Raw genomic sequence first — 12,764 nt, forward strand, 5'->3', positions numbered from 1 at the left:
GGTGCAGGAGACCGTGACTCGGTCGACGGAGCCTGGATAGGCGCGCACTCACGTCGATGAGCATGCGTTCACGAAGGCGAGCCGGTGTCGAGATTCCGATCCCACGGGTGCCATCGGCGAGCGTGTGGACTCAGTCGGCTGCGGTCAGATTTCGCAGCTGGGCGAACGACTGGTCGATGGCATCACGCAGGTCCAGGTCGCCGTCGGCGTCGACCCATCGGCGGAAGGCGACCCGGTACACCGCGGAGCCGGTTTCGGCGGCCAGCTCGGCCTCGGCGGCACCGATGCCCCGCCGTCGGAGGCCGTCGCTGAGGGCTGCCGTCATCCGGGCCAGCTTGATCAATTCGCGTTCCCGGAGGTCGGCGTTGGCCATGATCACCGTCTGCCGCTTCCGGGCGAGCTCGCGGTCGTGTCCGATGGTGTCGGCCACCGCCTCCAGTGCGGCCGCGACGAGATCCAGCGCCGACGCCGTGGCGGGCGCCGCCTCCAGGGCGGCCAGCGACTTCTCCTCCACCTCGGCCGCCGCGTCGAAGAGGACCTCGCGTTTGTCGGCGAAGTAGCGGAAGAAGGTGCGGGCGGTCACGCCGGCCCGTTCGGCGATGTCGTTCACCATGGTCTGGTCGAAGCCGCGTTCGAGATACAGGTTCAGTGCCGCCTCGCGCAGCCGGCCGTCGGCCCCCGGCTCCCATCGTCCCATCCGGCGAGTTTAGTGCGACCACCAGCGATGTCAGCTGATGACATCACTGTGGTACGGTGATGTCATCAGCTGACATCACCTCTCGAAAGGACAGACCATGTCACCTACCGGGAACACCACACCCACGTTCATGGTGTTCGCGACCCTCCGCGACGACACCGACATGACGGAGTTCGCCGCGCTGCGAGAGGACGAACAGAAGCAGCTGGAAGTGCTGCGCTCACAAGGGCGGATCGGCGCCCACTACGTCTCCCTCGCCCGGCGTGCGACGTTCATCGAGGTCGTCGCCGACGACGAGGCGCAGGTCGCGGAGACGCTGGCGACCCTGCCGTTCGCCCGGTTCTTCGATGCCGACGTCTACCCGACCACTCCCCCGGATGCCGCGGAGATCGCCCACCGGGCGCGATCGTGAAGCCGGCAAATGATCATCTCGGGAGGCCTGGCCCGGGTCAGCGGTCGGTCACCGCCTTGGCGGGAACCAGGTAAGGCCGCTTCCCCTTGACCCCGGCCGGAAACAGCAGAGCCAGGTTCTCACCGGTCCCCGCCACCCGGACCTCCCGGCGCGGCCGGTCGGCCAGCTCGGCCACGCCGTACGCATGCGCACCGCGGGCCTTGACGGTGGTGCCGTCGCGGTAGCTGATCCGCAGCTCCGGCGGGCCGTGATCGGCGGCGGTCAGGCGCCGGTGCGGAGCGATCGTGACCTCCGCCGGGTACCAGCCCGTACGACGGGCTGCGGCCAGCCGCCGGGCCCAGCGGACCCGGCGGAACACCGCGACCGGGAACAGCACGACCCCGGCGAGGAGCATCCAGATGCCGACGCTGCTCGTGGCCCGGTCCTCGTTGGGTTCCTCGGAGGTGCGGACCCGGGCCGGCCGGGCGGGATCGGTCGCGACCAGGACGTGGTCACCGACCGCATAACGGCGATCGGAAGTCTTGTCGATCCAGACCCGCTTCCGGGCGCCGCCGAACACGTAACCGACCTCGATGTACGTCCCGGCTCTCGGCTTCTGCCAGACACTGAGAACGGTGCCGTCACTGTGCACGCCCGTACGCAGCAACAGTTCGGCGGCCCGGTCCAGCTCGTTCTGCACCGCGAAACACCCCGCGATGAGGGCGGCGGCGGCCAGCAGCGCCAACGTCCAGCGCCGCCCGCCGGCCCGCAGCCGCCGCAGCCCCGGCGCGGCGGCCTCCGGATCCGGAGACCCGGCGGGCAACCCGCTGCCGCGCTCGGCGACCGCGGGCCGGCCCGACGACGAGGGCGGCAGCCGACGCCGGGTCGGCCTGCCGAACGCGTGCTCCCCAGTCGCCACCACGCCAGGGTAGACCGGTTTCCGCCGCGGAACACCGCTGGTGATCCAACCGGAAAGCCCGGCGCCGGGACTGAAGCAGGCGAGCCACCGCGCCAGTCCCGACGCCGCTGGAGGATCCTCTCCGTACTAGTACTGGCAGTCAGGGATGAGGTGCTCGTTGGCTACGGCGCTGTTGTCCACATAGGGCGCGTAGGTCCACGTGTACTTCTGCAGCTTCACCCCGTTGTGGTTGTAGTACAGGTACATCGTGTGGTACCAGCGGTTGTCGTGGCCGTTCACGGGATATCCCCTGCTGGTGTAGCAGTCGGCGTCGATCCCGTCGGTGACGCTCGGGTTCGGGCTGTACAGGAGGTTCGGGGCGATCTTGTTGGCGTCGATGGGGGCTGCGTAAACGGCGTACGCCCCCACGTTGTGCCCGGAGGTCAGGGCGATTCCGGCATCCAGCGTGGTCGCGGTCACCGGCGCGGCGGCCGCCACCCCGCCCAGCACCGCGGTGCCGACGAACGCCGCGGTCGCGGCCAGCTTGTCTCTCATGCGCATGAGTCTTTCCTCCTGGGTGAAGAGCGACGTCGCACAGGCGACCGCCGCGACAAGGCGATGATTCGAGGGCTGTCCCCCTGGCAGGCACGAGGCGGCGGTTCTCCGTTTCCGCCCCTACCGCTGCCCAACATCGTCTCCGCCACGGATCAGGAACTCCATGACGACGGCTTGTCGTTCCCTTGTCGTCCGCCTGTCGTTCGCGCCCCGGCCGAAGGTCAGGCCTGCCCGGCCTGCGCCCACGCGATGAGGTCACGAACACGCCCGGCTTCCGGCACGGCGACCAGGCCGATCGCCATCAGGGACCACGGCGCAGAAAGGGCCGTCAACGAGGCACGCGAGGACCTGCCGAAGACGATGGTTCCGCTGCCGTCCTGCCGGATCCGGGCGACCGGCGGCGGCAGCGTGCCGAGGTACGCCGATGCGCGCGCCCTCCCCGAGAAGCGATCGGCCAGCACGATCCGCCGGTCGGTCACGACGTACTCGACACCGCGCCGCTCTCGCAACCTGACGACGACCGGCACCCAGACGAACGCGACACCGCCCACCCCGACGGCCCATGCGAACAACGACAGCGGTTCGTGCCTGGCCACCGGGACCACGATGGTCGCGATCAGCCAGAGCAGGCCGAAGACGAACTGGTACCAGTCGAACCGGGCCAAGACGAGACGCTGCGGCCGTCCCGACCACAGCAGCCGCTCACCCGGCAGCAGGACATTCGTCGGCACATCCACAGCGGCCTCCCGGCGTTCTTTGCCAGGCTGACGCCCAGGAGGGTCCTCCGGGTTGCCCCAGGCGTTACGGCATGCCTGGGGATCAGCGAGCGGGCCGGATCGCGGACGCCGCGACCAAGGCCGCGCAGCGGCCCAGGGAAATGTGGCGCCGACGGGCCATCTCCCTCAGCTCGGCCGCCGCCCGCTCGGCACCGACACCCCGCGCGGCGAGCACGGCGACCGCGCGGTCCACGTCGTTGCCGGGCACAGTCGTCCTCTTCCGAATCCGCACAGCAGACCTTTCCGGTACACCTTCGGCAGTCGACGAGGTTTACCCCGCCCGCACCGGCGGCAATCATCGAATCAGCGGAACTGCCGGGCGGCGCGGCGGCGCCTACTGTTGTTTTCCTCGGCGGCTGAGCCATGACCTCGAGGAGCGCTACGTGGACGAGAATCTGCTGCGGGAACGGGACGCCGTGCGAAGAGTGGACGACGTCACCGCCGCGCTGGACCAGCTGGCCGACGACTTCGTGGAGGACGAGGAGCTGCCGGTGGTCCTGCAGCGGGTGTGCCGGCAGGTCATCCACGCCGTCCCGGACGCGGAGATCGCGAGCGTCACGCTGCTGCGCGACGGCCTCCCCTACACGGCGACCGCGACCGACGACGGCGCGCACCGCATCGATTCGGCGCAGTACCAGGCGGGGCACGGGCCGTGCCTGGAGGCCGTCCGGACCGGCGAACTCCAGCGGGTCGCCGTGGCCGAGGTGGCGCACCGGTGGCCCGCGTTCGCCTCGGCTGCGGCCGAGGCCTCGGTCGTCGCCGCCCTGTCCGCCCCGCTGGTCGTCGACCACGAGTACCACGGCTCCCTCAACCTCTACGACACCGGCGGCGCCAGCTTCGGCGCTTTCGACGCGGCGTTGCTGGACCTGTACACCGCGGCCGCCGAAGCCGCGCTGCGCAGCACCCGCCGGCACCAGGCGGCCCGCGAAACCATGGGGCAGCTGCGCACCGCGCTGACTTCCCGCGCGGTGATCGACCAGGCGAAGGGCATCCTCATGGCACTGCACTGCATCCCGTCCGGCGAAGCTTTCGCACTGCTCACCAAGGCGTCGCAGGAGCAGAACCGGAAACTGCGGGAAGTCGCGCAGGACTTCGTGGCCGAGGCGACGAAACGCCGGTGAACGCCGCCCGCGGTTTACGGAATCGGGTTCGGGGTACCTGCGCAGTCCGCGCTCAACGATCAGTACCGACCCTCGAGGACCAGCATGTCTGAGCGGATCACACCCGAACCCGTGCCGGCCGAACTGCGCGCGCTGGCCGCCGAGGCCGAGGCGCTCGCGACCCGGACCGCCGAGGTCGCCACCCGGCTGCAGGCCGCATCCGACGGCACCCTGCAGCGCCTCGCCCGCCCCATCGCGAAGGCGACCCACGACCTGAGCGACTACACCGCGGAAGTCTCCCGCACGGCCGAGGACCTGGCCCGGGTCCGGGTGTCCCGCGACCCCTCGCTGTGCGACGTCCCGTGGGGCGTCTGCCCGGCGCACGGCGTCACGCTGCGCACAAGCGGAGACCGCGCCTTCTGCACCGCCTCCGGCTGCGGCGGCACGTGGGACTACGACCGGCTCCACACCCCGTGTGCGGAGCCGGCGACCGCGGTCGTCACCGACGAAGACGGCGTCACCGCGAGGATGTGCGCGGCCCACGCCCGCGACGTGACCGAACGGCTGGTCCACTGCACCGTCACCGACCTCGCGGTGTAGCAGGAGACGCTGGGACCGGGACAGGGTTCCCCGCGGCGGTGGCTCCGGGAACCGCAGCCACCGCCGCAGGGGGCGCTGTTCACCAGCCGACGGCGACCACCAGCCACTGCGGGTCACCGTGCGAGACGAACGAGGACTGGCCGGCCACGTCGTCGTACGGGAAGCCGTACGCCAAGCTGTTGATGCCGTGGTCGTGCCAGAACTTCGCGTAGTAGTTCGCCGGTGCCGCCTGGTAGTAGCGCGACGGGTCCTGCCACTGCGACTGCGGCAGGTGGGCCGTGTGCCGGTTCAGGGCCGCGCACATGTCCGGGTTGCCGGCCAGTGATCCGGCGCAGCCGGTGATGTTCGACGTCGGCTCGTTGACCCCCACCGACTGGGCATACGCGGTGAAGTAGTTCGCGTACTTGCCGCCGGTGCGGAAGTCCGGTGCGCTGCCCGGGGCCGGGATCCGGTACGGCGCGTTCACCGTCGCCAGGCCCTTGAACTCGGTCGGCACCTCGGCCTGGAACTTGGCGAACGTGGCCGAGCGATCCTCCTGGAAGGTCGCGTAGTCGTCGCCGACCTGCACGTCGTAGCCGTCGTGCGCGTGCAGGCGCATGGCGAGCTTCAGCGCGAACGCGTCCACCCGGGTGGTGTTGCCGTTGAACACGTCCGGGCCGACGGTGAACTCGATGAAGTCGGCGTACTGGCCGTTCGGCGTGCCCAGGTAGAAGTACATCCGCCCGGCCGAGTTGGCCGGCATGTCGAGGTACGGCTGCTCGGCGATCGAATGCGTCTGGCCGCCGAAGCTCCAGTACACCTGGCTGTCCGGGTACTTGCCGTTCGTCCGGTTCAGCACCTTGACCGTGAGCACGTTCCGCGCGGCCGGGATGGTGCTCGTGTCGCCCCAGAACGAATCGGGCGGGACGCCGGTGCCCGGCGGTGTGGTCCCGCCTCCGGTGCCGTAGACCTGGAACTCCCACAGCGAGACGCCGTAGGGGGTGGCCCGCGCGGTCGCGTTCAACCGCACGTACCGGCCGGAGCCGGTCAGGTTCAGCGTCTGCACCCCACCGGTGCCGGTGGTCGTCTGGTACACAGTGGACCAGTCGGTTCCGTTGCCGGACAACTGGATCTGGTAGGCGGTGGCGTAGGCCGCTTCCCAGCGCAGCACGACCTGGCTGACGGTGGCCGTGCCACCGAGGTCGATCCGGATCCACTGGGGGTCGCTGAACTGCGACGACCAGCGCGTGCCGGTGTTCCCGTCCACCGCGGCGGACGCGGGGGTGCCGGCGTTCTCCACCGACGACGCGGTGACGGGTTTGCCCTGGGAAATCAGCGTGTCGGCGGCGGCTGAGGGAACGGCGAAGCCGAGCGCGGCGACGGTGAGGACCGCCGCCAGGATCGCCGGGCGGGTACCGCGGCGACGGCGCCGCGGCGGAGCGTTCGTGGACATCGTTTCTCCTGCTGGGACGTCAGCGGACGCGCCGCCCGGCAAGGGGACGACGTGGTCCGGTTCGTCGCCTGAACACCGGGCGGATGCCCACGAGGGCCGGCGGGGACGATCGGTGAAAAGGTTCATACCATCACGCCCCGCCTGTCAACCCTTGACAAGGCACCGCGGCACGGCGATCCTCGGAACCGGTTCCACCCCGTTCCTCTGCGTGGCGCCGCCACCCGCTCAGGGGCCGACTCACCAGGAGTCAGCCATGTGCCCCCAGCCGGTATCGGCGCCATCGTCATCACTTCAGCGCCTCCGCCGCCCGGGCTCGGCTCCAGCGGCCGCACGCGTCCGGCGTGAGAGGACGTTGTCCCGCAATCGGTCCACCACATACGGCCATTCGGCGGTGGTCCGTAGTCCGACTTGTCTGCTTGGATCCCTCCGAAGCGTTTTACAACGTTGTAAAAATGAAGGGTACCTCGCCGATGAGAAGAGCCGCTTCCGTCGTCTTCGCCCTCCTCGTGGGGCTGGGCGTGGCGTCCGGCACGCCGCCCGCAGGCGCCGCCGAGGCCGTGCACGGCCTCAAGGCCGAGTACTTCACCATGTCGGCACCCGGCGCCCGGGACTTCGCCGCCCTCGCCGGTACCGCCCTCGACTCGGAGGTCGACCACCCGGACCTGACCTCGGTCTTCGGGCTGGTCGCCGGGCGAACCGAGCACACCACCGCCCGGTGGACCGGGCAGCTCGCCGTGCCGCAGACCGGCGACTACACGTTCTACGCCGTCGGGGACAACGGGTTCCGGCTGTTCGTCGACGGCGCGCCGGTGATCGACCACTGGGTCGGCGACTGGGACAGCGAGCAGACCAGCGCGCCGGTCACGCTGACCGCCGGAAAGCAGTACGACTTCAAGCTGGAGATGTTCCAGGACACCGGCGGCGCCAACATGTTCCTGCGCTGGTCGAGCGCGGCCATCGCCAAGCAGATCGTGCCGCTCTCGGCGTTCACCCCGCCGGCCGGCTTCGCCGCCGTGCCGCGCACGGCGGAGGTGTCCCAGGACGGGCGCACGCTCTCCGCCGGTTTCGGCGGCCGCGTCTCCGGCACCGGCGATCTGGCCGACCACCTGCGGATCGAGGTCGACGCGACGCCGATGCCGATCTCGTCCATCACGACGAGCCGTGACCGCGCCACGATCCGGCTGGCCGAGCAGGTGCTGAAGGGCCAGCGGGTCACGCTCTACTACGACGGCGCGGGCGCGCTCGCGGTGAACGGCACGAAGATCGGCAAGTCCGGGCGCACGGTCGCGAACGCGTCGACGGCACGGCTCCGGACGCCGTGGGGCGAGAACGCCGACCCGCGCCACCCGCTGCCGGAGTACCCGCGGCCGCAACTCGAGCGCGAAAAGTGGGTCAACCTCAACGGTCCGTGGGAGTTCTCGGCCGCCAAGGAAGGCCAGCAGCCCACCTTCGGCAAGCGGCTGCCGGAAAAGGTGATCGTGCCCTATCCGATCGAGTCGCAGCTCTCCGGGCTCGAACGGCACGAAGACCACATGTTCTACCGCCGCACGGTCAGCGTCCCGCGCGACTGGAAGATCGGCGGCGGCCAGCGGCTCAAGCTCAACTTCGGGGCGGTCGACTACCAGGCGAAGGTCTGGGTGAACGGCCAGCTCGTCGCGGAGCACACGGGCGGCTACACGGCGTTCAGCGCCGACATCACCGACGCGCTCAAGCGCGGCGACGAGCAGGAGATCGTCGTCGCCGTCACCGACACGACCGGCCCGTACCAGCCCAAGGGCAAGCAGTCCGCCAACCCCGGCGGCATCTTCTACACGCCGTCGTCGGGCATCTGGCAGACGGTGTGGCTGGAGCCGGTGGCGGCCCAGGGCATCGACGAGATCAAGACGACGCCCGACCTCACCACCAATTCGCTGGCGCTCACCGTCAAGTCGGCGGGCAACGCCACCGTCACGGCGGTCGCCAAGGACGCGCACGGACGGCAGGTCGGCACGGTCAGCGGACCGGCGAATGCGAACCTGAAGCTGGCGGTGCCGAACCCGCACCTGTGGACGCCGGACGACCCGTACCTGTACCAGCTGGAGGTCAAGCTGGGCGGCGACCAGGTCAAGAGCTACTTCGGCATGCGGTCCACCGGCATCACGAACGTCGGCGGCGTGCCGAAACTGACGCTCAACGGCAAGCCGTTCTTCTCCCTGATGCAGCTGGACCAGGGCTTCTACCCGGACGGCCTGAACACCGCGCCGAGCGACGACGCCCTCGTGTTCGACCTGAAGGCGCAGAAGGACCTCGGCTTCAACGCCGTCCGCAAGCACATCAAGGTCGAGCCGGCCCGCTGGTACTACCACGCGGACCGCCTCGGGTTGCTGGTGTGGCAGGACTTCGTGTCCGTCGAGGACGGCAACAACCCGGCGGCGCAGCAGGCGTGGCTCAGCCAAGGGCTGGAAGAGATGCACCAGCTGCAGAACAACCCGTCCGTCTACGCCTGGATCGTGTTCAACGAGGGCTGGGGCGAGTGGGACAGGGCCGCCACCGGCCGGATCACCGACCAGGTCAAGGCGGCCGACCCGAGCCGGATCGTCAACGCCCACAGCGGGGTGAACTGCTGCGCCTCCAAGGGCGACTCGGGCGCGGGCGACGTCATCGACCACCACGACTACAACAACACCGACCCGGCCCGTTCCGACGGCAAGCGCGTCGCGATGGACGGCGAGCACGGCGGCTTCACGCTGCGCACGCCGGGTCACCAGTGGCCGGGCGCGCCGATCGCGATCTACAGCGGCGTGGCGGACAAGGCGGCGCTGACGGCCAAGTACGTCGACAACACCCGCACGTTCTACCTCGGGCAGGCCAGGGCCGAGCTGTCGGCATCGGTCTACACGCAGGTCACCGACCTGGAAGGCGAGCTCAACGGGCTCTGGACCTACGACCGCAAGCGCCTCAAGGTCGACCCGGGTCCCGTCCGCGAGATCAACCGGCGGGTGATCGAGGCCGGTGCCGCTGCGGGCAAGCCCTACCCGTACGCAGGCAAGGGCGAGTGGAACCTCGACGAGCGCGGCGGAAGGACCGCGAAGGACTCGAGCGGCGGCAACAACCCGCTGACGCTCACCCCCACCGGTGCGGCGTTCAAGGACGGCGCGCTGCAGTTCTCCGACGGCTCCGCCGACACCTACGGCCCGGTCATCGACACGACCGGCGACTACACCGTGTCGGCGAAGGTGCGTCTCGACGAGGTGCCCGGCAACTACGCGACCGCGGTGAGCCAGGACGGCCGGGAGCGGGAAAACCCGTTCTACCTGCAGTACGGCCAGGGCGCGTTCGCGTTCAGCACGCCCGGCGGCAACCGGGCCCGGTACGAGGTCGTGCCGGAGATCGGCCGCTGGTACGAACTCACCGGCGTGCGCGCCGGCAACGAGATCCGGCTCTACGTCGACGGCGTGAAGGTCGCGACCGCACCGGCCGGACCGGCGCTCCTCAGCACCGGCGCGTTCACGATCGGCCGAGCCAAGTACGACGGCCGCAACGTCGACTTCTGGCACGGCGCGATCGACGACGTCGAGGTGGCCGGCCGGGCGCTGACGGACACGGAGGTGGCCCGCCTCTCCTGACCCCGGCCCGATCCCGGGCGCACCGGCCGGAGAAGCCGGTGCGCCCGGGCGGATCGGCGTACCGCAGTCCCAAACCGGCGCCGACGCGGCCAGTCTCGACACCTCTATCCTGCCCAACTGACGAGGCATCCGCATGGACCGGCACTGCGCCACCCGCCGGCTGCGCAGGCTGGCCGAGGCCTCGGTCATCCTGGCGGCGTACATGGCGTCCGCAACCTGACACCCAACGCACTGTCGTGCCGATGAGCGGACGTCGGCCGCGGCGAGTCGTGTGAACGAGTGGTCGCAACTCCGGAGATGAGCTACGTCGGCTACGCCGATGGCACCTGATCGGAGCTGGGTGTGAATGCCGTGGCCAGGACCCGGCGCAATCCGTCGAAGGTCGCCAGAACTCGCTGTGCCTCTTCCTGCATCGACTGCATCGCCAGATCATCGCCGGCGCCGATGGTGAGAGCCTCCTCCCACAAAGCCTTCTCCGCCACCCGCCATGCCGGTTTGTCTGTGACCTCGACGTCCACGAATCCAGCCAGCGGCAGCTGGCTGAGCAGATCCACCTGCCGCATCCTCTTGGACAGCCGCTCATCGCTCGGGTCCGAAGCTTCCCAGCAGGTGACTACGATGCGGCCGCCGGCACGCAGAACTCGACGACACTCCCGCAAAGCGTCCGGAATCGACTCGGCGAACTGCAGGGAGTCGACAACGAGCACCGCATCGACCGACGCCGCGCGCAACCCCGTCTCGGTCAGCTCACCCACCCGGAAGTCGGCTCGATCCGCCAGCTCCAGAACCTGCGCCCGACGCCGAGCTTGCTCGATCGCCACCGGCGAAAAGTCCAGCCCGGCAAGCCGGCAACGGGTGCGCCGCGCAATCTCCAGCCCATAACCGCCACGGCCACAGGCCAGATCCAGCAGAACATGCCCATCACGCAGACCGAGCTCCGCCACGACTTCATCGAGCCCGGCCCCGCTCAGCAGGCTGGTGGATTGCAAGCCCGGCGGCAGGCCGAGCACCCGTCGCACGAGAGCATCAGCCACCGGTGAATCGGTCCGATCCGCATACCAGCGGTCGAACTCCTCAGCACTTCTCGCCACCTCCCGACCATCCCACACACTCCACGCTCTCCGGCCGTCCACAGCCGCCTATCAAGATTGCGACCGTCCGCTCATGCCAGTGGTCGAGCCTCACATGCCGACGGACGGGGCCCATCCGCGAACGCCGCCGGTTGCCGACGGAGCCGGCCGTCATGGTGGATTCCGGTTTTCCGGAGTGGGGAAACGCCTGCCAGCCCGGTGGCCGGCGGAGCCGCGGAACGGAAAGCTCGATCCCGTCCGCGTCCCCGCCGCCGGGAGGAACCCGCATGCGCAGCTCTCGTTTCGTCGTCGGTTCCCTGGCCGCGGCCATGCTCGCTGTCTCGGCTCCGGCTCCGGCGGTGGCCGCGGCCGAAGGCCTGACGCTCACGCTTCCCGCGCCGACCGGCCGCTACGCCGTCGGCGAATCGAGCTTCCGGCTCGTCGACCGCACCCGGCCGGATCCGTGGGTGCCGGCGCAGCCCTACCGGGAGCTGATGATCAGCGTCTTCCACCCCACTATCCACAGTGGAGACTCGCCGGTCACCCGCCAGTTCCCGCCGGCGGTCGCCGCGGTGGCCGGGGGCAACCTCGGCTTGCCGGCCGGCCTGGTGGACTGGGCGTCGACCGAGACCCACTCCGTGCGCGACGCCGCGATGGCGCCCGGGCGGTTCCCGGTCGTGCTGTACTCGCCCGGCGCGGGCGACCCGCGGGACTGGAACGTTTCGCTGGTCGAAGATCTCGCCTCGCGCGGCTTCGTGGTGGTCACCATCGACCACACCGGCGACGGGCCGGCGGTCCGGTTCCCGGACGGCCACGTGACCGGCAACGGTCCGCTGCTGGCGCTTTGGAACGAGGCGTACCGCACCGGCACGACGCCGGCGTTCTTCCGGAAGCTGATGGAGGCGCGCACGGCCGACACCAGCCTGGTGCTCGACCGGCTGCCGAGCCTGCCGGGCGGGCTGAACGCGGGCATGGACCTCCGCCGGATCGGGATGTTCGGGCAGTCCGCGGGCGGCTTCACGGCGGCGAACACGATGTACACCGATCCGCGGATCAAGGCCGGCGTCGACATGGACGGCACGCTGGAGTACTCGGCGAAGCCGGACGGCACAAACCTCAGCGAGGTCGCCGCGCACGGCCTGGACCGCCCGTTCCTCCTGCTGGGCAGCAGTCCGGCAGCGAGCGGAAGCGATATCCACCGCGAGCCGTCGTGGGCCGCGTTCTGGCGGCACCAGCACGGCTGGAAGGCGGACGTCACCCTGGACGACTCCGGTCACGCCTCCTTCACCGACGCCGAAGCCCTGCTCCCCCAGCTCACAGGCCGGGTACCCGCCGAGACGCTGGCGGCGGCGATCGGAACGGTCGACGGACGCCGCGCCGTGACAGCCACCCGAGCACTGGTGGCGTCGTTCTTCACCCGGTTCCTGAAGGGCCACGACGACCACCTGCTCGACGGTGACGCGTCCGGTCATCCGATCACCTTCGTGCGGTGAACGCATTCCGCGTGGAGCCGACGCCGATGATCATCGCGCGGCGGCGTGTTCCACAGTGGGAGGCGCCGAGTTGTCGCTGCCCGTGGCCGGCCGGGCCCGCCACAGCGAGATGCCCAAGCCGATCAACGCCACTCCGGTCGGAACGGC

At 70.1% G+C, this 12,764-nt stretch carries 12 protein-coding genes and 1 pseudogene; 5 read left to right on the forward strand and 8 right to left on the reverse strand.

Annotation, left to right across the window (positions count from 1 at the left end; translation table 11 throughout):
- Positions 1-130 precede the first annotated feature (130 nt).
- On the reverse strand, positions 131-697 hold the full coding sequence (locus tag AB0J55_RS43925; RefSeq protein ID WP_364263501.1) for a TetR family transcriptional regulator: 567 nt from the start codon (positions 695-697) through the stop codon (positions 131-133).
- A 97-nt stretch (positions 698-794) separates the two neighbouring features.
- Here AB0J55_RS43925 and AB0J55_RS43930 point away from each other — a divergent pair, with 97 nt between their 5' ends.
- Positions 795-1,109 (forward strand): muconolactone Delta-isomerase family protein, encoded by a 315-nt coding sequence (locus AB0J55_RS43930; protein WP_364263504.1) that lies wholly within the window; start codon positions 795-797, stop codon positions 1,107-1,109.
- Between the two features lie 37 nt (positions 1,110-1,146).
- Here AB0J55_RS43930 and AB0J55_RS43935 read toward each other — a convergent pair whose 3' ends face one another.
- The 4 genes from AB0J55_RS43935 to AB0J55_RS43950 all read right to left on the reverse strand — a co-directional run bounded on the left by AB0J55_RS43935 (position 1,147) and on the right by AB0J55_RS43950 (position 3,525).
- Positions 1,147-2,007 (reverse strand): hypothetical protein, encoded by an 861-nt coding sequence (locus AB0J55_RS43935; protein WP_364263507.1) that lies wholly within the window; start codon positions 2,005-2,007, stop codon positions 1,147-1,149.
- A 126-nt stretch (positions 2,008-2,133) separates the two neighbouring features.
- Positions 2,134-2,541, reverse strand: a complete 408-nt coding sequence (locus AB0J55_RS43940; RefSeq protein WP_364263510.1) for a hypothetical protein — start codon at positions 2,539-2,541, stop codon at positions 2,134-2,136.
- Positions 2,542-2,762: 221 nt separating this feature from the next.
- Entirely contained in the window at positions 2,763-3,278 is a 516-nt protein-coding gene (locus AB0J55_RS43945) for a hypothetical protein (protein WP_364263513.1), read from the reverse strand.
- An 82-nt stretch (positions 3,279-3,360) separates the two neighbouring features.
- Entirely contained in the window at positions 3,361-3,525 is a 165-nt protein-coding gene (locus tag AB0J55_RS43950) for a hypothetical protein (protein WP_364263516.1), read from the reverse strand.
- 175 nt (positions 3,526-3,700) lie between these two features.
- Here AB0J55_RS43950 and AB0J55_RS43955 point away from each other — a divergent pair, with 175 nt between their 5' ends.
- On the forward strand, positions 3,701-4,438 hold the full coding sequence (locus AB0J55_RS43955; protein ID WP_364263519.1) for a GAF and ANTAR domain-containing protein: 738 nt from the start codon (positions 3,701-3,703) through the stop codon (positions 4,436-4,438).
- Positions 4,439-4,522: 84 nt separating this feature from the next.
- Positions 4,523-5,017 (forward strand): hypothetical protein, encoded by a 495-nt coding sequence (locus tag AB0J55_RS43960; RefSeq protein ID WP_364263521.1) that lies wholly within the window; start codon positions 4,523-4,525, stop codon positions 5,015-5,017.
- 79 nt (positions 5,018-5,096) lie between these two features.
- On the opposite strand, the gene AB0J55_RS43965 is transcribed toward AB0J55_RS43960, so the two are convergent.
- The gene (locus tag AB0J55_RS43965; protein WP_364263544.1) at positions 5,097-5,759 is read right to left on the reverse strand and encodes a glycoside hydrolase family 64 protein; all 663 of its coding nucleotides are present in this window, start codon (positions 5,757-5,759) and stop codon (positions 5,097-5,099) included.
- Positions 5,760-5,948: 189 nt separating this feature from the next.
- A pseudogene (locus AB0J55_RS43970) lies at positions 5,949-6,449 on the reverse strand (discoidin domain-containing protein); the annotation flags it as partial.
- A 470-nt stretch (positions 6,450-6,919) separates the two neighbouring features.
- Between AB0J55_RS43970 and AB0J55_RS43975 the strand changes: the two are divergent.
- Positions 6,920-10,054: a LamG-like jellyroll fold domain-containing protein gene (locus tag AB0J55_RS43975; RefSeq protein ID WP_364263524.1), complete on the forward strand. Its 3,135-nt coding sequence runs from the start codon at positions 6,920-6,922 to the stop codon at positions 10,052-10,054.
- 311 nt (positions 10,055-10,365) lie between these two features.
- On the opposite strand, the gene AB0J55_RS43980 is transcribed toward AB0J55_RS43975, so the two are convergent.
- Positions 10,366-11,145 (reverse strand): methyltransferase domain-containing protein, encoded by a 780-nt coding sequence (locus AB0J55_RS43980; protein WP_364263527.1) that lies wholly within the window; start codon positions 11,143-11,145, stop codon positions 10,366-10,368.
- A gap of 266 nt (positions 11,146-11,411) precedes the next feature.
- On the opposite strand from AB0J55_RS43980, the gene AB0J55_RS43985 reads away from it, so the two are divergent.
- Positions 11,412-12,617 carry a hypothetical protein gene (locus AB0J55_RS43985; protein ID WP_364263530.1) on the forward strand — a complete coding sequence of 402 codons (1,206 nt, stop codon included), beginning with the start codon at positions 11,412-11,414 and terminating at the stop codon, positions 12,615-12,617.
- Positions 12,618-12,764: the final 147 nt, after the last annotated feature.

Source organism: Amycolatopsis sp. NPDC049688, from assembly GCF_040674975.1.
Taxonomy (GTDB): Bacteria; Actinomycetota; Actinomycetes; order Mycobacteriales; family Pseudonocardiaceae; genus Amycolatopsis.